The following is a 24,382-nucleotide window of genomic DNA, read 5'->3' as shown; positions in this document are numbered from 1 at the left end:
CGATGGATCGGTGTCCGATCGACTGGCGAAAGATCGACGGATCGAACCGCACTTCATATAACGATTGCATTTGCAATCGTTGCAACTGCAATTGTACGAGCGTGATTTAGAATTGCAACTGCAACCACTTTGCAAGGCTTCATCATGGCAAGCGCCCCGCCCGATCTTTGGTTCTCCTTCGTCCGCACCCACCGCCGCATGATTCGTGAGATCGAGCGCCGGCTGGCGGCGGCTGGGCTCCCTGCGTACGCGTGGTACGACGCGCTTTGGGGCTTGGAAAGCGGGCCTGACGGCACACGCCGCATGCACGAACTCGCCGACGTGCTGGCCATCGAGCGATACAACCTCACCCGCTTGATCGACCGCCTGGAGAAAGAGGGTCTCGTCATGCGAACGCGCTCGGCCGATGACGGTCGCGCAGCCTTCGCGGCGATTACGAAGGAAGGCCGCGCACTGCGCAAGAAGATGTGGAAGATCTACGAAACCACCGTGGCCGAATTCTTTTTGGATCAATTCACGGCAGCCGAGCAAGCTGCGTTTGCTCATGGGCTGGATCGGGCCTCGGCAGCCGTTCAGGCAGCCGACACCGACATCTGACCCTCCGTCGGCGACCCCGCACCGGGGCAGATGACCGCCTGCCGTTTCGCTTGCCGACTCGCTTGCTGTTTCACTTGCCGTTTCGCCAGCCGTCTCACCTGCCGGCAGGCGCGGGTGGTCGTACACGACCCGGTAACCCGTTCATTTCATCGCTTTGATGTGGCGATGCGTCATGGCCTTCGCACGTCAAATGCCTCCCCGCAACGTGCCGCGCGAGCGATGTGTTCGACCACGGCAATCGAACAAATTGAAGTGAACTGACAATTTTGTTGCGAACCCGAAATATTCCCTTTTTCGCATCAATATTACTAATCGTTAACGTGGCAAAAAAGGCAAAAACGCGTTAAATACCGCTCGAACTAATCCGAATGGTGTAAAACACTCACATTAGTGGTTACTTTTCTGCTCATTTATTACAACTTCACACAGTTGGATGGATGATTCGGTTTTTTGTGCATTGCAATGCCGGGAAAGAATTACATGAGTCATTCCAGCGACATCGCCAATCTCTACGGTCACTTCGATGGCAATGCCGTCGAGTATCAAGAATCGATGCAACAGAGCGACGCGATTCACGCCAAGTCCCGGTGGCCGCTGCTCGCCGCCACTGTGTTTTCCAGCGCAGCGCCCCCGCCCGTGGTTCGGGTTACCTCAGCCACTGCCGCAACGGCTGAACCGGCATCCGTCCACGTTACCGTTGCCTCTGACGACGGCACCCCTGTTGCCGAACGAAAAGCGCAGTTCGTCGCGCCACGCCGCAAGGTACTGAGCAGCGCGGCACTTTCCGATTGGGCCACCACCACGGCCGCCACCGCGCCCACGGAAGCCGACGTGCGCATTGCGCGTCAGTACGAAACAACGTGATCATCGTCGCATTGGTGTCTACAAAGGGCGGCGTCGGACGCACGACCCTGACGGCCAATCTGGCCGCGGCCTTGAGCGACCAGGGTCGCACCGTCTATGCCATCGAAATGGATCCGCAGAACAGCCTGCAATGGCATCTGGGCTGTGCGCCCGGCAACGTCGACGGCTTGGCGCGTGCCACGATCGCGGGCGCTGCCTGGCGCAACGCCACGCGCACGGTAGGCAAGGTGACGCTGTTGCCCCACGGCGCATTGGATGAAGTCGATCGGCTGGCGTTCGAACAGGCACTTTATGCGCAGCCCGATCTGCTGCAACGGCACCTTCTGGCGCTGGCCGTGCCCGACGATGCCGTGGTGCTGATCGACACCGCCAGCGGCCCATCGGTTTACCAGCGCCAAGCGTTGGGCGCAGCCGATATCGCACTGATGGTGATGCTGCCGGACGCAGCGTCTTTCGCCGGCATGACCACCATGACGCAACAAGTGCAAGCCTATGGCCGCGCCGGCGCCAAGTTTTTCGATACGGCCGTCATCGTCAATCAGATCGACAACGCCCGTCAACTCGCCAAGGATGTGGTGCGCGTGTTGCCCGGTGCCCTGGACGACGTGCCATTGGGCCGCATCCATCGCGACGAATCGGTGGCCGAAGCACTTGCCTGCCAAGCCTTTGTCGCCGACTACGCCCCCAACGCGATGGCCACGGCCGATATCGCCTTGTGCGCGCAGGCGCTGGGGGCACGCATCGACGCGGCGCAATTCGCCCAGGACGCGCAGGCATGAGCGCCCGCCCCGCGTCTTCTGCGCCCACCTCGGCCGGATCGGTGACACCGCTCAGGCGCGGGTTGCGCCTGTTCGCCAGCCGCGGCATCCGGGTGGTCGCACTCTTGATCTCGGCAGTGCTGCTTGGGCTGGCGATTACGGTGCCGCTCGATCTCGAGCAGCAATTCGGCTTTGCCGTGAGCACCTTCCTGGTGGCGTTGGTACTGCGGCGCTTCGCCAATCGGTTGGCGGTGCTGATGATGATCGTGCTGTCGTGCACGGCATCGCTGCGCTACCTGTACTGGCGCGTGACCGAAACCGTCGCCTTCGAAACCCCTGTGGACGCCTTTTTCGGCTGGGGGCTGGTGGCGGCCGAGCTGTATGCACTCACGGTGCTGCTGCTGGGTTACCTGCAAACCGCGTGGCCGTTGCAGCGCAAGCCGGTGCCACTGCCGGCCGATAGCCGCACATGGCCGACGGTAGACGTGTTCATCCCCACCTACAACGAATCGTTGAACGTGGTGCGTCAAAGTGTGTTCGCCGCGCTCACGCTGGATTGGCCTGCCGACAAGGTGCAGGTCTTCGTGCTCGACGATGGCCGCCGCCCCGAGTTTCGTGCGTTTTGCGAAGAAGTCGGCGCGGGCTATATCACGCGCGAAGACAACCGCCATGCGAAAGCTGGCAACCTGAACTGGGCGCTCACGCAAACGGACAGCGAGTACGTGGCGATCTTCGATTGCGATCACGTGCCCACGCGTTCATTCCTGCAGATCTGCATGGGCTGGTTTCTCAAGGACGCCAAGCTCGCGATGCTGCAGACGCCGCACTTCTTTTTCTCGCCCGATCCGTTCGAGAAGAACCTCCACACGTTTCGCAAGGTGCCCAACGAAGGCGAGCTGTTTTACGGTCTGGTTCAAGACGGCAACGACCTCTGGAACGCGTCTTTCTTTTGCGGGTCGTGCGCCATTCTGCGGCGCAAACCCTTGCTCGAGATCGGTGGCGTGGCCACCGAAACGGTCACCGAAGATGCGCATACGGCGCTCAAGCTGAGCCGCGCCGGATACGACACCGCTTATCTGGGGCTGCCGCAAGCCGCCGGGCTCGCGACCGAAAGCCTCTCGGCCCACATCGGTCAACGTGTGCGCTGGGCGCGCGGTATGGCGCAGATCTGCCGCATCGACAACCCGTTGCTGGGCCGCGGACTGAACCTGGGCCAGCGGCTGTGCTACCTGAATGCCATGCTGCATTTTTTCTACGGCTTGCCGCGGCTGGTGTTTCTGACCGCACCGCTGGCGTATCTGTTTTTCGGCGCCCATGTGTTTCAGGCGTCGGCGCTGATGATCACGGTGTACGCATTGCCGCACATCTTTCACGCCAGCATCACCAACTCCCGTATCCAGGGCCGCTTCCGGCACTCGTTCTGGAACGAAGTCTACGAAACAGTGCTGGCCTGGTACATCATGCGCCCAGTGCTGCTGGCGATGATCAACCCGCGCCTGGGGAAGTTCAACGTGACCGCCAAAGGCGGCGTGATCGAGCAGGCGTACTTCGACAAGACGATGGCCAAGCCCTACCTGGTGCTGTTGTCGCTCAATCTGGCGGGCCTCGCCGTCGGCGTCTACCACCTGGCGGTCGGCACCATAACGCCTGACGTCATGATCACCATCGCGATCAATCTGGGCTGGACGATTTACAACATCATCATCACGAGTGCCAGCGCGGCGGTCGCTGCGGAGTCGTTGCAGATGCGCGGCGACCCCCGAGTGGCCGTCACCCTGCGCGCCATGATCGGGCTGCCGGACGGCAAGACCATCGCCTGCGAGACGTCCGACTATTCGCAGACGGGCGTGGGCATTACCCTGCCCGACGGCGTCGCCATTCCTTCCGGCACGGCCTTGCATGTGTCGCTCTTTCGCGGCGATGAAGAGGGCGTGTTTCCCGCAACCGTGGTGTTCAGCCGCGGCGAACGCCTGGGTTTGCAGTTCGACACCTTATCGGTCAATCAGCAAGTGGAACTGTCGCAGTTGACGTTCGCGCGGGCCGACACATGGGCCAATAGTTGGGGGCAGCGCAAGCCGGACAAGCCGCTTACCGCTCTCTACGAAATCACCGCGATCGGCATGGGCGGCATGCACATGCTCATCCGCCAAACCGTCAAAGCCCTTTTTCCGCGCTGGTCGCGCGCCTACCTGGCCGCACGCCGCAAACCGGTTATGCCCGCCCCCGAAACGAGACTGCCATCATGACCACCCCCAGTATTCGCGCCCGCGGCCCGAAGCACCGCCGCGCACTGCTCACCGTACTGGCCGCGATGATCGGCGTATCGAACGTGGGTGGCGTGTGGGCCGCTGCCGCAGCCGATGCGCTGGCCACGACAGCCTCGGCGCCGGCGTCACCCAGCGGCGTTCGCACCTACCGTCTCACGCTCAAGGAACTGGGCGCGCAATATCCGCTCAATCTGGCGGGTGTGGACGGCACCAACGGCGTGCCTTTCGGTGTGCGGGCCGACGAGATCGTCACCGCTGCGCGCGTCAGCCTGAACTATGCCTACTCGCCGGCACTGCTGCCGGACCTGTCGCACATCAACGTGATGGTCAACGGCGAAGTCGCACACAGCATCCCGGTGCCGAAAGAGGACGGGGGCAAATCGCTCAAGACCGACATCGATCTGCCGGTACGCCTCATCACCGATTTCAACCGTCTGAACCTGCAACTCATCGGCCACTACACGATGGGGTGCGAAGACCCGCTGCATTCGAGCTTGTGGGCCAACGTGGCCAACGATAGTGTGCTCGAGCTGACGGTCGCGCCACTCAAGCTGCAGAACGATCTGGCGTTGTTGCCGCTGCCGTTTTTCGATCGCCGCGATGTGCGCCCGCTCAATCTGCCGTTCGTGCTGGTCGGCCAGCCCGACAGCGCGCTGCTCGAAGCGGCCGGCACGCTGTCGTCGTGGTTCGGGGCGCTTGCCAGCTACCGCGGCGCCCGCTTTCCGGTAAGTCTGGATGCCTTGCCCAAAACCGGCAATGCCGTCGTGCTGCTCGCGGGCACGGCCGCCCTCCCCGGAATGAATCTGCCGGCAGCGCAGGCGCCGACGATTTCGCTGCAAGCCAACCCGAACGATCCGATGGGCAAGTTGCTGGTGATCTCGGGCCGCGATGCCGCCCAAGTGAAAACGGCGGCAGCCGCTTTGGCGTTGGGAACGCAAACCCTGTCTGGCCAGACGGCCACGATCGTCAAATTCGATGCCCTCGCGCCGCGCGTACCGTATGACGCGCCCAACTGGGTACGTAGCGATCGCCCAATGAAATTCGGCGAGCTCGCCGAATCGCGCGATCTGAATGTGGCCGGCTATCGGCCAGATATCGTACGTCTCAACTTGCGTCTGCCGCCCGATCTCTTTGCCTTGCGCGACAAGGGCGTGCCGGTCGATCTGAAGTATCGCTATACGCCGCGTCCGAGCAACGACAAGTCGACGCTCAACATCAATGTGAACCGCGACTTCCTGCAGTCGATTCCGCTGAAGTCGGTCGAGCAACTGGGCGGCTCGGATTCGCTCGTGGGCAAACTGCTGAGCGACGATACCCTGCCTGCGGACAAACGCATGCAGATCCCGCTCTTCATGCTGCCACCGCGCTCGCAGATGCAACTGCATTACTACTACGACTATCTCAAGCAGGGCGAATGCCGCGATGTGATCATCGACAACGTGCGCGGCGCCATCGATCCGGATTCGACGATCGATATCTCCGGCTATTCACACTTCATGGCCATGCCCAACCTGGCCGCATTCGACCAGGCGGGTTACCCGTTCACGCGCCTGGCCGATCTCTCCGAGACCGCCGTGGTGCTGCCGGAAAACCCCACCGCGCGCGATTACAGTGCCTACCTTGCGCTGGTGGGCCGTCTGGGCGAATCGACCGGCTATCCGGCCACGGCCGTGACCGTGACGAGCGCGAACCAGATCGACGCGCAACGCAATAAGGACCTGATCGTGATCGGGTCCGGCAAGAACCAGCCCTTGCTCACGAAATGGGCCCAATACATGCCGGGCAACATCGAAGGTGCCGACAAGCGCTTCGTGATGTCGGATCTGGTGTATCGCCTCTCGGGCTGGGGCACCGCACCGGCGCGCCGCGATGCCATCACCCTGTCGAGCGACGGATCGGATGCCATTCTGGCCGGCTTCGAGTCGCCGCTGCAACCCGGCCGCAGCGTGGTCGTGGTCGCCGGCAATCGTCCCGAAGGTCTGGACGATGTGGTCAACGCCCTCCTGGTATCGGAAAACGACGCGCACCGTATCGAAGGCAGTCTGGCCATCATTCGCGGCAAGCAGGTCGACAGTGTCGTGGCGGATCAAACCTACTACGCGGGCAAACTCGAGCCGCTCCAATATGCCGCGTGGTACTTCAGCCGTCATCCAGCGATGTTCCTGCTGGCCTGCCTGGCCGGTGCGGCACTGCTGGCCAGCCTGCTGTTCCTGTCGCTGCGCAAGCGCGCCAAGCGGAGACTCAAAGCGTGATGCCGCACCTGCAACGCTGGCGTGACGCGCTCGGCGCCGCCGGCCGCCTGCTGACGATGGCGGGACTGGCGCTCGGCGCCATGACGCCCCACGCTGCCCACGCCGCCGCGCCAGGATGCCCCGTCATGCCGTGGCCCTTGTGGCAAGAATTGGAACAACGCTTCATCCAGCCCGATGGCCGCGTGCTCGATGCGAGCACGCCTGAAAAACACACGTCATCCGAGGGCCAGTCGTACGGCATGTTTTTCGCCTTGGTCGCCAACGATCGCGAACAGTTCGACCGACTCTGGGCATGGACGGTAGACAATCTCTTTGCCGGCGATGCGGCCGCACGCCTGCCGGCCTGGTTCTGGGGCCTGGCGCCCGACGGCACATGGCGCGTGCTCGATGCCAACTCGGCGTCCGATGCCGACCTATGGTTTGTGTATGCCCTGCTGGAAGCCGGCCGCGCCTGGCAGCGGCCCGACTACACAGCGGCAGCCAAACGATTGCTCACGCGCATCGAACAGGAAGAAGTCGTCACGCTGCCGGGCCTGGGCCCCATGCTGCTGCCGGGCAAAGTGGGCTTTGCCACCCCGCAGGGCGAATGGCGCCTGAATGCCAGTTATCTGCCGCTGCCGCTGTTGCGCCGCTTTGCGGCCGAGCACCCGCAGGGCCCCTGGCGCGCGATGGCCAGCGAAACGGCTCGCGTGTACGAAGGCGGTCACACCACCGGTTTCGTGGCCGACTGGATCGGCTACCGACGCGACGCCAACGGCCAGGGCCATTTTTATACCGACCCGGTTAAAGGCGATATCGGCAGTTACGACGCGATCCGCACCTACATGTGGGCCGGTATGACGCCCAAGAGCGATTCGCAGTCCGCGCGCCTGCTTCAGGCCACGCGCGGCCTCGCAAGTGCAACGGCGCTGACGGGTGAGCCGCCCGAGGCCGTCACCATCACGACGGGCCTCACGCGCGGCACCACCGACTTCGGTTTCTCGGCTGCCCTGCTGCCCTACTTGCACACCACGGGCCAGCACGCTCAACTCGAGCGTCAGCAGGCGCGCGTGCTGGCGCGCATGGATCAGGCGCGCGCGGCCGCCGATGCCGCGAAAACGCAGGCGCCTTATTACCACTATGTGCTCAGCCTGTTCAGCCTCGGCTGGCTGGACGGCCGCTATCGCTTCGGCGAACGCGGCAGCCTGAACCTTTCCTGGAAAAAAGCATGTCCAAGCGCCACCGCCCCCTAGCAGCCGGTCTGCTCGCGCTCGCGCTCGCGCTCGGTCACGCGGCATATGCACAAACCGATGCGCTCACGCTCCTGATCCAACAAGGTCAGTATTGGCAAAAGCAAAGCAATCCCGAGCGGGCGACCGAAGCGTGGCAGAAGATCCTGCGTATCGATCCCAATCAACCCGATGCGCTGCTGGGGCTGGGACAGGTCGCCTTGAGCGCCAATCAGCCCGAGCGCGCCACGCAATATCTGGCACAACTGCGCACCGTGGCTCCCGATGCGCCACAAACGGTACGGCTGCAGCAGGCCATCGCGCTGAGCCAGGGCGAGGGCAAGCAGAAGCTTTCCGAAGCGCGCCTGGCCGCGCAAGCGGGCGAACTCGATCGTGCGGTCGACGGCTACCGCTCGGCGCTCACCGGCATTGCCGCGCCGCAAGGCCAGGTGGCGTTGGAGTACTACGAACGGCTCGCCTATCAGCCGGCGAATCGGGATGAAGCGATTGCCGGCCTCGCGCGTCTGTCGCGCGACTCACCGGCCGACATGGAAGTGCAATTGGCCTACGCGCAAGCGCTGACGCTCAATCCCGCAACACGTGTAAGCGGTATCGAACGGCTGCAGACGCTGGCGCAGCGTGCCGATATCGGCGGTGCGGCACGCGAACGCTGGCGTGCCGGGTTGACGTTTTTCGGCGAGGCGCCGCCGAAGTCCACGGCGCCGTTGTTCCAGGCCTATCTCGCGGCGCAACCCGATGACGAAGACATCAAAAAGCTCGCCGCCAACATCGGCAAAGCGCCCGTCGGCAGCAGCGATGCGGCACCGGCAGCCGACCCCGTGCGCCTGCGCACGGCGGCGGGCTTTCGCGCGCTCGATCGCGCCGACCTGACGGTCGCCGAAGCCGAGTTCGGTGCGGCATTGCGTGCGCGTCCCAACGATGCCGAAGCCCTGGGGGGCCTGGGCATCTTGCGGCTGCGCCAGGAAAGCTTTGCGGAAGCGCGCGCGTTGCTCACCCGGGCCACCGCGCAAGGCGGCGGTGCCCGCTGGCGCAATGCGCTCGATAGCGCCACGTACTGGACGCTCTACAACCAGGCCGCCACGGCACGCGCGGCTGGCGACACCGCGTCGGCGCAAACCCTGCTGCGCCAGGCATTGAGCATCGATGCCGAAAGCGCGGCCGCCCAGAATGCGATGGCCGAGTTGCAAGTCGCGTCAGGCCGGCTCGATCTGGCGCAGGCGATTTACGAACGCGTCCTCACCCGACATCCGAACGATGCCCAGGCCGTACGCGGGCTGGCCGGGGTGTTGGCCGAAAGCGGCCAGACCGCGCAGGCACAAGCCTTTGTGGCCGGCCTCAGTGCTTCACAGCGTGCTGCGCAGGGCGACGGCGCGCCGTTGCAGGCTGCCGTCTCGGGTGGCGCCGCCCGCGCCGCGTTGCAACGCGGCGATGTGGCCGCAGCCCAGAACGCCTTGCAGCAAGCCGTGCGCGACGATCCCCTCAACCCTTGGCTGAATGCCGAGTTGGCAAGGGTGTACTTGAAGCGCGGCAACACCGCAGAGGCGCGCCGGGTGATGGGTGCCCTCACCACGCGCAGCGGTCAGCCGCAAAGCCTGTACGCCAGCGCCGTGATTGCGGCTGAAGCCGGCGATCAACGCGGCGCGCTGGCCACCTTGGGCACCATCGCGCCCGGCGATCGCACGCCCGAAATGGCGCAGTTCGAAAAGCGCGTCTGGGTGCGATCGCAAGCCGAATTGGCGTCGCGAATGAGTCAGTCCGGACGCCGGCTCGAAGCCATTCGGCTGTTGGGTGAAGCCCTGCCCTACGCCAACCAGGATCCCGAGATGCTCGGCGCGGTGGCCAGCGCCTATGTGGATGTGGGCGATACGCCTCGTGCGTTGAATCTGTTGCGCAGCGCAATGGGCGCACAACCCACGCCGGCCCTCAAACTCCAGTACGCGCAGGTGTTGCTCAAGGCTGGACAGGACGTCGAACTCGTCAACGTATTGCGCGATCTGCAGGCGCAACCCCTCGGCCGCGCCGATCAGATCGCCTACGATGATCTGCGCGCACGCTATGTGATCCGCCAGGCCGATGCCTTGCGCGAGCGCGGCGATCTGGTTGCAGCCTACGACACACTCTCGCCGGTATTGGCCGAGAAGCCCGAGGATGTGGGCGCGGTGGGTGCACTGGCCCGCATGTATGCCGCCGCCGGCGACTATCCGCAAGCGCTCGATCTGTACAAACAACTGCAAGCGCGCAACGCCGACAGCCTCGACGTGCAATTGGGCGCGGCGCAAATGGCCACGCGGTTGAAAGACTACGCCTATGCCGAACAGGCCATCGATCGCGCGCTGACGATTGCGCCGCGCGACGCCGACGTGCTGACGACCGCTGCCCGCCTTTATCGCGATCAAGGCAAGACCGGCAAGGCTGCGGATTTCTTCAAACAGGCCCTGGCCGCGCGCGGCAATAGCGGCACGGCATCGCCGCTGTCGGCCACCGCGGCCAAATCCGCCAATCCTTTCGTCGGCCTGCCCGGCCAACGTGCGCAGGCCGCGGCCAACGTCGGCAATGCCCCCGTACCGGTGCCGGCAGCCTTCGCGCCGCGCGCAGGTGCGGCGGGCGGCTATCTGCCGCCGCCGGTTGCAGCGACCCCGCCCACGGCCCGATACGCCGCACCGGGTGCCTCGAGCGGAGCCGCGCCGCAATACGCCGCCTACGACAGTGCGCCACCCTATGGGGGTGCACCGGTGGCCCCCGGTTACGCCAATGCGGCCTACCCCGCGCCCGGCTACGCCACGCCAGCCGCCATGGGCAATCCGGCAGGCGGCGACAACAACGCCCCGCTTTCGGTGCAGGACGAGCTCAATCAACTGCTTGCACTGCGCAGCCCCACCGCGCAAGGCGGCGTGCTCGTGCGGCAGCGCAAGGGCGAGAAAGGCACCAGCAATCTGGTCGACGTGCAAACGCCTGCCACCGTGCGTTATCCCGCCGGCGACGGCATGCTTGCCGTCACGGTCACCCCCACCACGCTGAACGCCGGCCGTGTCAGCAATACCGACAACGCTGCCGCGCGTTTCGGCGGCGGACCGCAAGCCAGTCTGGCGCAACCCAATGGCGACCCCGGCAAGCAACGCGATTCGGGCGTCGGCCTCTCGGTGGGCTACGAAAAAGGCAACCTTGCCGCAGACATCGGTTCCACCCCCATCGGCTTTCGCTATCCCACAGTGGTGGGCGGCGTGAAAGTCACCGGCGCCGTCGGCGACGTGGCCGGGTTGTCATATCAAGCCGAGGTGTCGCGCCGTGCCGTCACCGATAGCGTGCTGTCGTTTGCGGGTGCACGCGACAACCGCACCGGTCAAAGCTGGGGCGGGGTCACCGCCAACGGCGCGCGCGTGCAACTCGTACAGGATTATGGCGATGCCGGCGTCTATGGCTACGGTTCATTCCACAGCCTGGTCGGCCACAACGTCGAGTCGAACACCCGTGCCGGTGCCGGCGTCGGCGTCTATACCCATCTGCTGCGCGAATCGGATCGCCAGCTGACCACGGGCGTCAACCTCACAGCCACCGGCTACGACAAGAATCTGCGCTATTTCACATACGGCCACGGCGGCTATTTCAGCCCGCAGGAATTCTATGCGTTGAGCGTGCCGGTGAGCTGGTCGCAACGCGGCGATCGTTTCAGCTATCTGCTCAAGGGCAGCCTGGGCGTGCAACGGTTCAAGGAAGACGGCGCGGCCTACTTCCCCGGCAGCAGCGGCCTGCAGGCGGCCTCGGGCGATGCGCGTTATGACGGTCAATCCAAGACCGGACTCGGCTACAACGTGTCCGCCGCGGGCGAGTATCGCATCAGCCCACGCCTGTCACTCGGTGGCGCCCTGTCGATGGACAACGCTTCCGACTACCGCCAGTGGATCGGCGGCCTTTACGCCCGCTACACCTTCGAAACCATTGCCGGACCGCTGGCACTGCCGATCGAGCCGTTCCGCTCGCCCTACGGTCCCTGATTCTTCTTTATCCCGGAGACATACATGATCACTTCCGTGCTTGCAGGCCTGACGATTCTGATCGTCGGCGACAGCCACATGACCACGCCCAGCTATCTCATCACCACGCTGCAGGATGGCCTGGTCGCACAAGGCGCGAAAGTCCATTCGCTTGGCATCTGCGGTGCGAACGCCGGCGATTGGACGAAGGTCACGCCCGGCACCTGCGGCGGCGCTGAGCGCACCGGCAGCGAGGCAGTCAAGATGCTGGGCACCGCACCGGCCACGCGCCCCATCAAGGAACTCATCGCGGCCGACAAACCCGATCTCGTGATCGTGGTGCAGGGCGACACGATGGCCGCCTACGACAAACCCGATTTCCCGAAAACCTGGGCATGGCAGCAAGTGATCGCGCTGACCAAGGACATTGCGTCCACCAAGACCGCCTGCGCCTGGATCGGACCGGCCTGGGGCACCGAAGGCGGCAAGTTCGGCAAGACGTTCGCCCGCGTGAAGCTCATGTCCAGCTTCCTCTCCGCCAACGTCGGCCCCTGCACCTATATCGATTCGTTGACGTTCTCGAAGCCCGGCGAATGGGCCACGCTGGATGGCCAGCATTTCACCGCCCAAGGCTACAAACAATGGGGTGCCGCCATCACCAATGCGCTCGTGCAAACGCCGGCGATCGCGGGATTGAAGAAATGATGCCTACCGTTTTCATGCGCACGCTGCTGAGCCGCGCCGGCATCGCACTCCTGCTGGCGGGTACCGCTACGCAAGCTGCCGAAACGCAGTTGTACGAGACGGGCCCGTCCGAAGATGCATCGTTCGTGCGGTTCGTGAACGGTACGGCGCAGCCGGTCGCCCTGGCGGCCAACGGCAAGCAAGCCACCGTCACGTTGGACGCCGTCAAACCTGCAACCGACTACATCCCGGTCAAAGCCAACAGCGCCATCTCAGGCACCCTGACGCAGCCGCCCGGCCCCGCCGCGAATGTGAGCCTGAAAGTGGCTCCAGGTGCATTCTCGACCGTGATTGCATTGAACCAGGCAGGCGCGTTGAACACGCTGATCGTGAGCGAGACGCCGGACGACTTCAACAGCATGAAGGCATCGCTGGCGTTCTATGCCGCCGATGCCACTTGCACGAACGCCGGTTTGAACGCCGCCGGCCGCGATGTGGCGATCTTCTCGCAAGTCGAACAAGGCAGCTTGAAACGCCGCAGCATCAATCCGGTCAAGCTTGCCGTACAGCTCGTCTGCGGCGGCCAACCGCGCGGACTGGCACTGGATCTCGGCGAACTCGAAGCCGGCCAGCGCTATAGCGTTTTCGCGGTGCCTGCCGCGGAAGGCTCGCGACTGCTTCTGGCACCCGACACCCTGGCACGCTGACCGCGTCCGCTCGATTCCCGCAACCCGAAAGCAGCCCCATGGTCTTCGCGTCCCTCGAGTTTCTGACGCTGTTTCTGCCCACGTTCCTGATTCTCTACGTGCTGGTAGGACAGCGTCTGCGCAACGCCACGCTGCTTCTCTGCAGCTGGGTGTTCTACGGTTGGTGGAGCCCACTTTTTTTGCTGCTTTTCATCGCCATCACGATTCTGGGCTGGGGTGGCGGCATCGCGATCGATCGCGCGGGATCGGATCGTCGGCGCAGCATCGTGCTCACCGCGTTGATCGTCGTCAGCCTGGCCATTTTGTGCTGGTACAAATATGCCAACATCGTGGTCGAGACGTTCAACAGCGCGCGCGTTTACGCAGGCGCCATGCCGCTCGAATGGCAGCGCGTCGTCCTGCCGATCGGCTTGTCGTTCATCATCCTGCAATCGATTTCGTATCTGATCGACGTGCAGCGCCGCACCGTGCCGGCCGACTACAGCTTCATCAACTTCGGGGCGTATCAGGCGATGTTCGTGCACCTGATCGCCGGCCCCATCATTCGCTATGACTGGGTCAAGCGCGAACTCGTTTCGCGCGCGGTCGACTGGACCAACTTCTCGTTGGGCGCACGGCGCTTCATGATCGGCATGAGCATGAAGGTGCTGATTGCCGATACGCTCGCGCCCATCGTCGACATCGCTTTCGCCCTGCCGCAGCCTTCGCTTGCCGACGCGTGGCTGGGATGCCTGGGCTACACGCTGCAGTTGTTCTTCGACTTTGCCGGTTACAGCGCCATGGCGATCGGACTGGGGCTCATGCTGGGGTTTCATTTTCCCGAAAACTTCATGCATCCCTACCTCGCCCGCAGCATGCAGGATTTCTGGCGGCGCTGGCACCTGTCGCTCTCGACCTGGCTGCGCGACTACCTCTACATCCCGTTGGGCGGCAACCGAGGCGGCGCCTTCAATACCTATCGCAACCTGCTGCTGACCATGGGCATCGCCGGCCTGTGGCACGGCGGCGACAGCTGGAATTTCCTGCTCTGGGGCATCGCGCATGGCCTTGCCCTGTGCGCAGAGCGCCTCTGGACTCGACAAGGTCTGCCCGATCTGCCGCGCCCGCTCGCCCATATCGCCACACTGCTCTTCGTGATGTTGGCCTGGACCTTGTTTCGTGCGCATACGCTGGACTCGGCGCTCACCATGTATGCCGGCCAATTCGGCCTGCACGGCATCGCCTTGGGCGACGCGCTTCGGCTGGCGATGCGGCCGGCGCAATGGATGACGATCGTACTGGGCATCGCCTGCTGCGTGGCTCCCGCATGGGGTCCCTACTGCTTGCGCCGCGGTGGCGCTTGGGCGCAGGGCGCGGCGCTCGTGTGGCCCATTCCCGCATTCCTTCTCGCGTTCGCGCTGATTGCCAGCCGCGGCGCCGTCCCTTTCCTGTACTTCCAGTTCTGATGACGCGCCCACCCGACGATCCCACCTCCGCCACGGTCGCGCATGCGCCCGGCGTTCTGCGTGCGCTGCCCGGCGCCGTCTTCATGCTGCTCATGATGGTCGGTTTGGCCACCACGCTCTGGGCCACGTGGCGTGGCCATCTCGATCTGTTTCCACAGGGCGTGTCGATACCGACCTTCATGGATGGCCGCGTCATGCAAAAGATGGCGGATTCGCTCAGCCTGGCGCCGCTGCCTGCCGAGTCGGCAAAGCTCGAACGCGGCTTCAGTTGGCGCGCCATCGGTGACCTCGGTCCGCGTGTACGCCAAGGCTGCCCGGGATGGCTGTTTCTGGCCGATGAACTGCGGCCCTACCCACACGCCGGCCGCGACGCCGACGCGCGCATCCAGGACGTGCTGGCCGTCAAGCGCGAACTCGCGCAGCGCAAGATCAATCTGCTGGTCGTCGTGGTGCCGGACAAGGCACGTATCGAGGCCCAGCAATTGTGCGGCGTCGCAAGGCCATCTTCCTTTGCCTATCGCGTCAAAAATTGGACTGCCGCGCTTGCGCATGCGGGCATCGATACCCTCGATCTGACGCCGGTGCTGGCCGCCGTGCAGGCCGATCCGCAAGGCATGCGCGCCTTTCTGCGCACCGATACGCACTGGAACGAAACCGGCGCAGCCGTGGCAGCCGCCGAAATTGCCAGGCGCGTCAACAGCCGGGGCATCAACGTCACGCCGCGCGTGGATTACACGACCGCCACCACGCAAGCGGCGCGGCCGGGCGATCTCGTACGCCTGGCAGGCATCGACTGGCTGGCCCCGCAGCATCAGCCGCAGCCGGAAGTGGCGGCGAATACGGTATTCAAGAAACGCGACGCGGCACAGCCTGGTGCATCGCCCGTTGCGGCCGGCACGCCAGCATCGGCGGTTCAATCGACGCCATCGGCCTCTGCACCGTCATCGTCGTCAGGCACATCGAACGACGCGGCCGACGATCTGTTTGGCGACGACAACCTGCCCACCGTCGCACTGATCGGTACCTCCTTCTCGCGCACGTCGAACTTCGTGGGTTTCGTCGAACGCGACCTGCATACCCGAATCGGCAATTTCGCCAAAGACGGCGGCGATTTCGAAGGGTCCGCACGCGACTATTTCGGCGGACCCGCGTTCAAGGAAACGCCCCCGAAACTCGTCATTTGGGAAATTCCGGAACGCGTGATCCAGGCGCCGCGTGACGGCCTGCCGGTGTGGACCACGAGCAAGAAGACGAGCGGCGCGCAATAACGCCGACGTCGCTCGACAGCGATCCAGGCGCCGACATCTCACGCCGTTGAACGGGCCTTCGCCCGGCGCGTCTGCGTCATGCCATCGTTCGGTCACATTACATGTTCATACTCGCCGGCATGTTCTCTTACCGGCCCATGACCATGAAAATGCAACTCGCGTTGTCCATCGCCTTGATCGGCGGTGCTGCCCTTTTGCCCGCGCTCGACGCACATGCCCAGGATTGCCCGCGTGGTGCACTGGACGCGAAGTACTGCGATCGCGATGGCGACATGGTGGCTGACGCGCCCGAGGATCCCAAAGCGTGGATCGATCCCTCGACGTTGGTGTTTGCCTATACGCCGGTCGAAGATCCCGAGGTGTATCGCGGCGTGTGGGATGGCTTTCTGAAGCACCTCGAAAAAGTCACCGGCAAGAAAGTGCAGTTCTTCCCCGTGCAATCCAATGCCGCCCAGCTCGAAGCCATGCGCTCGGGCCGTCTGCATGTGGCGGGGTTCAACACCGGCAGCAATCCGCTCGCCGTGAACTGCGCGGGTTTCGTGCCGTTCACGATGATGGCCGACAAGAAAGGCAACTTCGGCTACGAGATGGAAATCATCGTGCCCGCCGACAGCACCGCCAAGCAGATCACCGATCTCAAAGGCAAGACCATCGCGTTCACCTCGCAAACGTCCAACTCCGGCTACAAGGCCCCGTCGGCGCTGCTGGCAAGCACGTACGGCATGACGGTCGACACGGACTACAAGGCTGCCTTTTCGGGCAAGCACGACAACTCCATCATCGGCGTGGCCAACAAGGATTACGACGCCGCCGCAGTCGCGAATTCGGTCATGAATCGCATGGTGGCGCGCAAGGCTGTAGATGGTGCCAAGTTGCGCAGCATCTACAAATCAGAACCCTTCCCGACCACGGGCTATGGCTACGTCTACAACCTGAAGCCCGAGTTGGCGGCCAAGGTGCGCGAAGCGTTCATGTCGTTCAACTGGGAGGGTTCCACCCTGCTGGCCGAGTTCGGCAAATCCGAGCCGCCCCAGGAAGCCTTCATGCCCATCACCTACAAGCAGCACTGGGCCGTGGTGCGCGACATCGACGCCGCCATGAAGATCAACTACAGCTGCAAATGAGCACGGCGCAAGTCACGATAGCGCAGGATACGGCGCCGGCGCTGCTGACGCTTCAGGGGCTCTCGAAGCGCTACCGCACAGGCGATCTCGCACTGCGCGAGGTGGATCTCAGGGTGCCGGAAGGCCAGGTGCTGGCGCTGATCGGCCCCTCCGGCGCCGGCAAGAGCACGCTGATCCGCTGCATCAATCGCCTGGTAGAACCCACCTCAGGCCGCGTGCTGCTCGATGGCGCCGACATCGGCAGCGGCAACGCACGCACCTTGCGCCAGCATCGCCGCAAGCTCGGCATGATTTTTCAGGAGTATGCGCTGGTCGAACGGCTGAGCGTGATGGAAAACGTGTTGTCCGGACGCTTGGGCTATACCGGGTTCTGGCGCAGTTGGCTGCGCAAGTACCCGCAACACGATATCGATCAGGCCTTCGACTTTCTTGATCGAGTGGGGCTCGCGGGCTTCGAGAACAAGCGAGCCGATGCCCTATCCGGCGGTCAGCGGCAACGGGTGGGCATCGCACGCGCGCTGATGCAGAGCCCTCGCTTGCTGCTGGTGGATGAACCCACCGCGAGTCTCGATCCCAAAACGGCGCGTCAGATCATGCGACTGATCTGCGAGCTATGCCGCGAACGCGGATTATCGGCCGTGATCAACATTCACGACGTGGCGCTGGCCAGCCAGTTCGCCGATCGGGTCGTGGGCCTGCATAAGGGCGCCATCGTGTTCGACGGCGTGCCGACCACCCTGGATGCTGCGGCGTTGACGGCCATCTATGGCACCGAAGACTGGGGCACGCCCGCGTCCGCTAAACAAGACGGCGCATCCGATCGTCCCCCCGCCTCGCCACCGCTCGATACCCCGCTACGCGTCGCCTCGGCGACGGCATGACGCCACGTTCGATGGGGTGTTATGCAAGGTGCATGCGCCTGCATCCGCTCAGGCATCGGCGCTCGCCCATTTGCATGCGGCAGGTTGGCCGCTTCCTGATTTCTCCGCCCTGTCACAGGCCCTGCCCGCTATGACCTCGCTACGCACCTGGCACCGACCGCCCTTCATTCAATCGCCCGTCTGGCGCATGGCGTTGTGGATCGCCGTTGCGCTCTATCTGATTGCCGCGACCACCTCGATCACCATCAGTTGGGATCGCCTGGCCGAAGGCCTCGTGCGCGGCTGGCGCTTCGTGGCAGCGTTCTCCTCACCCGACTTCGTCACGCGCTGGCGCGAGATCAGCGAAGGCGTGCTGGAAAGCGTGGCGATGGCCGTGGCCTCGACCTGCATCGGCGTGGTGTTGAGCATTCCCGTTGGCCTGGGCGCCGCCCGCAACATCAGCCCCGTATGGATCCGGGTGAACTGCCGCGGCTTCATCGCCGTATCGCGCGCGTTTCCGGAACTCATCATCGCCATCCTGCTCGTCAAGATGTTCGGCTTCGGGCCGTTTGCCGGGATGCTCACCTTGGTGATTGCATCGATGGGATTCCTCGCCAAGCTGCTGGCCGACGACATCGAAGCCGCCGACCGCGCCCAGATGGATGCCGTCGCCGCGACGGGCGCCTCGTGGCTGCAGTGGGTGACCTATGCCGTGATACCTCAGGTCATGCCGCGCCTGATCGGCCTCTCGCTGTACCGGCTCGACATCAACTTCCGCGAAGCTGCCATCATCGGCATCGTGGGCGCCGGCGGCATCGGCGCCACATTGAATACGTCCTTCGATCGTTATGAATTCGAAACGGCCGCGGCGATCCTGTTGCTGATCATCGCCATCGTGATGCTGTGCGAATACGCTTCGGGTGTCGTGCGCCGGAGGTTCATGTGAATCGACTTTCCCCTCCCCTGTGGCAACGCCGCACGCGATCGGCGCAATGGCTCATCTGGCTTGGATGGCTTACCGCTGCCCTGGCGTTCTACCTCAGCGGTAAGCTGATCAGCGACAACACCATGTGGGTTTTCGTGGCCGACGCCCCAAGCGCCGGTTGGGACATGATCGCGCGCATGTTTCCGCCCCGCTGGCCCTACGCGCAGACCATCCTCCGTCCGCTTTGGGACACCCTGAACATCGCTACCCTGGGCACGGCAATCGGCACGCTCATCGCGATACCCGTCGCATTTCTGGCGGCGCGCAACACCACCCCCAGCGTCCTTGTGCTGCGCCCCCTGGCGTTGACGATAATCGTGGCCTCACGCTCGATCAACTCGTTGATCTGGGCCATTCTGCTCGTCACGATCGTGGGGCCCGGCGTGCTCGCCGGCATCATCGCCATCGCATTGCGGTCGATCGGCTTCATGGGCAAACTGCTCTACGAAGCCATCGAGGAAGTCGATGCACGCCAGGTCGAAGCCGTCACTGCGACCGGCGCCACTTCGGCTCAGGTGCTCACCTATGCCGTCGTGCCGCAGGTGCTCCCCGCTCTCGTCAGCACCGCCGTTTACCGCTGGGACATCAACATCCGCGAATCCACCGTGCTCGGCATCGTGGGCGCCGGCGGCATTGGGCTGCCCCTGGCCGCGTCGATCGACACGTTGGCCTGGCCGCAGGTCACGATCATTTTCATCGCCATTCTGGGCACGGTGATCTTTGCCGAATGGTTATCGAATCGCGTACGGCAAGCGATCATTTGAAGGCTGACAATCGGGCCGGGTGGCCCGATGGCGTGCGTGCGGCCTCATCGCTACCGCACACACGCGCTTCAACCCGCTCAGTTCCCGGCGTAAGTCTTGGTGCTGTAAAGCGCCGCCGGCAACTTGCGGATCACCGGCAATTGGGATACCGGATCCTTGGGCAACCCATCGATATACGTCTGGAACACATCGCTATCGAGCACACCGATATCGGTGCGGCGATCGGCGGGAACCTTGGCCAACGTGGCATACCCATCACCACCGGTCGCATTGAAGCTCAACACGAACAGCTTGTACGTTCGCGTCGCAGTCAACGGCGCCCAGGTGCCTGACGCGGCATCGAACACCTCGATATTGCTTGCGCGCTGCCCTTTGGCCTGCGCCGCATTCACATCGAAACGCATGCCGCCGGTGTAGGGATAAGGGCCGGTGGAACCGCCGGTCTTGTACACCGCATCCAGGCCGTCCTCGATCATGCCGCGCGCCTCGTCGCCCGTGATGTCCAGACGATAAAGCAGGTTGCCGAACGGCAGCACTTCGATCACATCCGCTGCGGTCACATTGCCGGCCATCGGCACACGCACGCCGCCGCCGCTTTGCAGGGCAATGTCGGCGCCACCGTAGCTGGCATTGGCCACCTCCAGATAAGCTTGCGCCACGAGTTGTTGAATATCCCCGCCCCGCAGGCTCACCTCGCCCAGCGCATTGCACGCCGCGCTCGAGCGACTGTAATCCACCGTACCCGCGCCCCCCGGCACTCGGCGCGAGCAGATCTCGTCGGGTGCTTGCGCCACGACCTTCGCCTTGAACACATCCACTTCGGCCTTATAGGGGGCCAACACTGCGGTCGCTTGCGCACTGGGTGCGGTCACGCGCAGAAAGCCGCTCGCCGCAATGTCGTTCAAAAACGCATTGCGATCCGCAGCCGATGCCGGTGCGCCGCCAACCTGGAACGTGTCGCCGATCAACACATGCGGGGTACCGCCGCACGCGGTCACGCGACCATCGATGTCGAAGCTCACCTTGATTTCGCCCACCACCTGCGTGTACTCCCACGCTTGCGCCAGGCACACGGTGTCGCCGTCCTTGTTCTTCAGGGGCTCGGCATACGCGCCGGCCGGCGAACCCACGCCGTAGGTGGTCATCGCCGCAGGCCCGAGGAGCGTGTGCGAGTCCCCGCCCACCACTACATCCACCCCACTCAGATTGGCGAGCACCTGACGATCCAGGCTGTAGCCGATGTGGCTGAGCAACACGATCTTGTTCACGCCCTGCGCGGTCAGCCCATCGATCGCACGTTGCGCAGCTACCGTCTCTTCTTCGAACGTGGTATCCGGATCGGGGCTCGACGAGCCCTTGGTCTTGAGTGCCACCGTGAGGCCCACGATACCGATCTTCTCACCTTCGCGCTCCACCACAACGGCAGGCCGTACATACCCTGGTGCACGGCTGGCATTCAGCGCCGATGCGGCGCCGAAGTTCACGTTGGCGCTCAATACGGGGGTCTGGCAACTGCCGCCATGCAAGCGGTCGATAAAGGCTTTGAGCTCGGTGTCGCCTTTATCGAACTCGTGGTTGCCCAACGTAAACGCATCGAAGCACACCGTATTCATCATCGCGGCATCGGCTTCGCCGATCGCGCCTGCACGATTGAAGTACAGCGTGCCGGTCAACGCATCGCCCGCATGCAGCTTGAGCACATTGCCCGCGTTCTGCGAGAGTTCATCGAACGCGGTTTTCACGCGCGGAAATCCCGCCGCATCCACGGTGGCGGCCACGCGTGTGCCAGCCGCATTCTGCAACTGCAACGTCTTGGCCTTGCTGTCGAGATTGGAGTGCTGGTCGTTGATGTGCAAGATCGTCAGATCGATTGCACGTGCGGTGGGGCTGGGTTCAGGCGGCGCAGGCTCTGGCGCGGGCTGCGTGGGTGTGGGCGTTTCCACGGGCGTGTCGTCATCATCGTCGCTGCCGCAACCGGCCAGCAATCCTGCGCTGAGCAGCGCCGCCAGCAGCAGCTTGCCGCCACCAACCGGCAGTGCGCCGCGTGATTCGATGTGCCCCTGCGGCATCTTATGTGCGTGTTGCATTGCGCGCGATCCTTTCGCTTATAAGGAGTCGCCAGCGTGATCAGGGCACGTGACACGCGCATTAAAATGCGGAGTCTTGATGAAGAATCAGACGTTGAAATCGTTCGTCATGACGGCGTCAATAAATGACGGTAAGGCAAGCGAATCGGCGAACGTATTACGCAAGGCTGCGTGTCCATCCTGGCCATCGACGCAGTGAGCTACGCCAGCAGGCCATCGACGAATCACGGGTATCTGGATGATAGGCATCGCTGGACAACGTCGCAGTCGATGACATTTCTTACTCCCTATAGATCGATATCTTTTCTGTAAAAACACACGAATCAGGGTGCCCACCGCATCGAAATGAATGCTTCCATCACTCAAAGAAAAAGGCCCCTGACATCCACTGCCGCGATCAACTCGCAGCGTGAACATCAGGGGCCCGTGCACTGCGTCACGTCATACCGTCATCTCAAATCGGCTTGGCCAACTGCTCCAGAATCGCCGGATTTTCAAGCGTCGAGATGTCTTGCGTGACCTCTTCGCCCTTGGCCACCACGCGCAACAGTCGGCGCATGATTTTGCCCGAACGGGTTTTCGGTAAGTTATCGCCAAAACGAATGTCCTTGGGCTTGGCGATCGGACCGATTTCGCGACCCACCCAATCGCGCAGCGTCTTCGCAATGGCCAACGCTTCGTCGCCTTCAGGACGGGCACCCTTCAGCACCACGAAAGCCACCACGGCTTCGCCGGTGGTGTCGTCGGGCCGGCCCACCACAGCGGCTTCAGCCACCAACTCGTGCGAGACCAATGCCGACTCCACCTCCATCGTGCCCAGACGATGTCCCGATACGTTTAGCACGTCGTCGATACGGCCCATGATCCAGAAGTAGCCGTCGCTGTCGCGCTGCGCACCGTCGCCTGCCAGGTAATAGCCTTTGAGTTCGGGCGGGAAATAGCTGCTCTTGAAACGCTCGGGGTCGCCCCAGATATTGCGGATCATGCCGGGCCACGGACGCTTGACCACCAGGAACCCGCCATTGCCCTGCTCCACGTCGCCACCGGCTTCGTCCACGATCGCAGCGGCAATGCCCGGCAGGGGCAGCGTGCACGACCCTGGCTTCATCGGCGTCGCGCCCGGCAACGGCGTGATCATGTGGCCCCCGGTTTCGGTCTGCCACCACGTATCCACGATCGGGCAACGTTCACGACCGACCTCTTTGTAGTACCACATCCAAGCCTCGGGGTTGATCGGTTCGCCCACCGTGCCGAGGATGCGCAAGCTGCTCAAATCGAAATGTTTGGGATGCGTGTCGGGATTCGTATCGGCAGCCTTCACCAGCGACCGGATCGCGGTAGGCGCCGTGTAGAACGTCGTCACCTTATGGCGATCGATCATTTCCCAGAACCGGCTTGCGTTGGGGTAGGTCGGCACGCCTTCGAACACGACTTGCGTCAGCCCGGCAGCCAACGGGCCATAGGTGATGTAAGTATGGCCCGTGATCCAGCCCACATCGGCCGTGCACCAGTACACATCGCTGTCTTTGGCGTCGAACGTCCACTTCACCGTGAGCAACGCCCACAGCAGATATCCGGCCGAGGCATGCTGCACGCCCTTCGGCTTGCCGGTGGATCCCGATGTGTAGAGGATGAAGAGCGGATGCTCGGCATCGACCGCCACCGGCTCGCACGTATCGGCCTGATTGGCTTCTACATCGTGCATCCACACATCGCGCGCCTCGTCCCAGTTGACCTTGCCGCCGGTACGGCGATACACGATCGTTTTCTTGACGGCGTCGCAGCCGCCCATCTTGAACGCATCTTCCACAGCGGGTTTGAGCGGAATGGTCTTGCCGCCGCGCACCTGCTCATCGGCAGTGATGACAAGCGTGGCGCCGACGTCGACGATGCGCTCCTGCAAGCTCTTGGCCGAGAATCCGCCGAACACCACCGAGTGCGTGATCCCCAGGCGCGCGCAGGCCTGCATGGCCACCACGGCCTCGACCGACATCGGCATGTAGATGATGGCGCGATCGCCCTTTTTGTAGCCCAGCGCCTTGATGCCATTGGCAAATCGGCAGACCCGCGTGAGCAATTCGGCGTAGCTGACATGCGTGACCTTGGCATCGTCGCTTTCGAAAATCAGCGCGGTCTTCTCGCCCTTGCCCGCCGCGACATGCTTGTCCAGGCAGTTGGCCGACACGTTGAGCTGGCCGTCGTCGAACCACTTGTAGAACGGCGCATCCGATTCGTCGAGCACGCGTGTGAATGGCTTCAGCCATTCGAGTTGCTCGGTTGCCTGCTTGCTCCAGAATCCATCGAAGTCGTCGTCGATGGCTTTGCATAAGGTGCGGTACGCATCGAGACCCGAAATCGTTGCGGTATCCACCAGCGCTTTGGGCGGTTGGAATACGCGGGTTTCATGCATGACGGACTGAATGGCGTTGGACATGGGGTCTCCTATTGGTTTCTATCCGCGCAAGCGGTGAACCGTGAAGGCCACCCTATCGCCAAGCTCTTACTGACACCTTACGCAGA

At 63.5% G+C, this 24,382-nt stretch carries 17 protein-coding genes; 15 read left to right on the top strand and 2 right to left on the bottom strand.

Going from position 1 to position 24,382, the window contains the following annotated elements; translation table 11 throughout:
* The first annotated feature begins 144 nt into the window (after positions 1–144).
* The 15 genes from EYW45_RS22875 (at position 145) to phnE (EYW45_RS22805) (ending at position 19,775) form a co-directional block, all read left to right on the top strand.
* Positions 145–597 (top strand): MarR family winged helix-turn-helix transcriptional regulator, encoded by a 453-nt coding sequence (locus EYW45_RS22875; protein ID WP_161137735.1) that lies wholly within the window; start codon positions 145–147, stop codon positions 595–597.
* A 480-nt stretch (positions 598–1,077) separates the two neighbouring features.
* Positions 1,078–1,461, top strand: a complete 384-nt coding sequence (bcsR, locus tag EYW45_RS22870; protein WP_161137734.1) for a BcsR/BcsP family cellulose biosynthesis protein — start codon at positions 1,078–1,080, stop codon at positions 1,459–1,461.
* A complete protein-coding gene (gene bcsQ / locus EYW45_RS22865) occupies positions 1,458–2,240 on the top strand; it encodes a cellulose biosynthesis protein BcsQ (RefSeq protein ID WP_161137733.1) in 783 nt (260 codons plus the stop codon). Before bcsR ends, bcsQ begins: the two co-directional genes overlap by 4 nt.
* Positions 2,237–4,465: a UDP-forming cellulose synthase catalytic subunit gene (bcsA, locus tag EYW45_RS22860; protein ID WP_161137732.1), complete on the top strand. Its 2,229-nt coding sequence runs from the start codon at positions 2,237–2,239 to the stop codon at positions 4,463–4,465. The genes bcsQ and bcsA overlap by 4 nt, the downstream gene beginning before the upstream one ends.
* Positions 4,462–6,738, top strand: coding sequence for a cellulose biosynthesis cyclic di-GMP-binding regulatory protein BcsB (bcsB, locus tag EYW45_RS22855; RefSeq protein WP_161137731.1), 2,277 nt, complete (start codon positions 4,462–4,464; stop codon positions 6,736–6,738). The genes bcsA and bcsB overlap by 4 nt, the downstream gene beginning before the upstream one ends.
* Complete coding sequence (gene bcsZ, locus EYW45_RS22850) at positions 6,738–7,970, top strand: cellulose synthase complex periplasmic endoglucanase BcsZ (RefSeq protein ID WP_161138047.1); 1,233 nt, start codon at positions 6,738–6,740, stop codon at positions 7,968–7,970. Before bcsB ends, bcsZ begins: the two co-directional genes overlap by 1 nt.
* Positions 7,946–11,959, top strand: coding sequence for a cellulose biosynthesis protein BcsC (locus tag EYW45_RS22845; protein WP_161137730.1), 4,014 nt, complete (start codon positions 7,946–7,948; stop codon positions 11,957–11,959). Before bcsZ ends, EYW45_RS22845 begins: the two co-directional genes overlap by 25 nt.
* 24 nt (positions 11,960–11,983) lie before the next feature.
* Complete coding sequence (locus EYW45_RS22840) at positions 11,984–12,643, top strand: SGNH/GDSL hydrolase family protein (RefSeq protein WP_161137729.1); 660 nt, start codon at positions 11,984–11,986, stop codon at positions 12,641–12,643.
* Positions 12,640–13,329, top strand: coding sequence for an alginate O-acetyltransferase AlgF (locus EYW45_RS22835; RefSeq protein WP_235939189.1), 690 nt, complete (start codon positions 12,640–12,642; stop codon positions 13,327–13,329). The genes EYW45_RS22840 and EYW45_RS22835 overlap by 4 nt, the downstream gene beginning before the upstream one ends.
* 38 nt (positions 13,330–13,367) lie before the next feature.
* A complete protein-coding gene (locus EYW45_RS22830) occupies positions 13,368–14,774 on the top strand; it encodes an MBOAT family O-acyltransferase (protein ID WP_161137728.1) in 1,407 nt (468 codons plus the stop codon).
* Positions 14,774–16,042, top strand: coding sequence for an alginate O-acetyltransferase AlgX-related protein (locus EYW45_RS22825; protein WP_161137727.1), 1,269 nt, complete (start codon positions 14,774–14,776; stop codon positions 16,040–16,042). Before EYW45_RS22830 ends, EYW45_RS22825 begins: the two co-directional genes overlap by 1 nt.
* A 101-nt stretch (positions 16,043–16,143) precedes the next feature.
* Entirely contained in the window at positions 16,144–17,166 is a 1,023-nt protein-coding gene (phnD, locus tag EYW45_RS22820) for a phosphate/phosphite/phosphonate ABC transporter substrate-binding protein (protein WP_235939188.1), read from the top strand.
* Positions 17,163–18,047 carry a phosphonate ABC transporter ATP-binding protein gene (gene phnC, locus EYW45_RS22815; protein WP_202444867.1) on the top strand — a complete coding sequence of 295 codons (885 nt, stop codon included), beginning with the start codon at positions 17,163–17,165 and terminating at the stop codon, positions 18,045–18,047. The genes phnD and phnC overlap by 4 nt, the downstream gene beginning before the upstream one ends.
* 130 nt (positions 18,048–18,177) lie before the next feature.
* A complete protein-coding gene (phnE, locus tag EYW45_RS22810) occupies positions 18,178–18,972 on the top strand; it encodes a phosphonate ABC transporter, permease protein PhnE (protein WP_161137726.1) in 795 nt (264 codons plus the stop codon).
* Positions 18,969–19,775 (top strand): phosphonate ABC transporter, permease protein PhnE, encoded by an 807-nt coding sequence (gene phnE / locus EYW45_RS22805; RefSeq protein WP_161137725.1) that lies wholly within the window; start codon positions 18,969–18,971, stop codon positions 19,773–19,775. Before phnE (EYW45_RS22810) ends, phnE (EYW45_RS22805) begins: the two co-directional genes overlap by 4 nt.
* 77 nt (positions 19,776–19,852) lie before the next feature.
* On the opposite strand, the gene EYW45_RS22800 is transcribed toward phnE (EYW45_RS22805), so the two are convergent.
* Positions 19,853–21,844, bottom strand: coding sequence for a bifunctional metallophosphatase/5'-nucleotidase (locus EYW45_RS22800; RefSeq protein ID WP_161138043.1), 1,992 nt, complete (start codon positions 21,842–21,844; stop codon positions 19,853–19,855).
* A 472-nt stretch (positions 21,845–22,316) separates the two neighbouring features.
* The gene (gene acs / locus EYW45_RS22795; RefSeq protein ID WP_161137724.1) at positions 22,317–24,296 is read right to left on the bottom strand and encodes an acetate--CoA ligase; all 1,980 of its coding nucleotides are present in this window, start codon (positions 24,294–24,296) and stop codon (positions 22,317–22,319) included.
* Positions 24,297–24,382 lie beyond the last annotated feature (86 nt).

It is taken from the genome of Schauerella aestuarii (assembly GCF_009866805.1).
Classification (GTDB): Bacteria; Pseudomonadota; Gammaproteobacteria; order Burkholderiales; family Burkholderiaceae_B; genus Schauerella; species Schauerella aestuarii.
The sequence above is the reverse complement of the archived record's forward strand: the minus strand, read 5'-3'. Positions and strand labels throughout refer to the sequence as shown.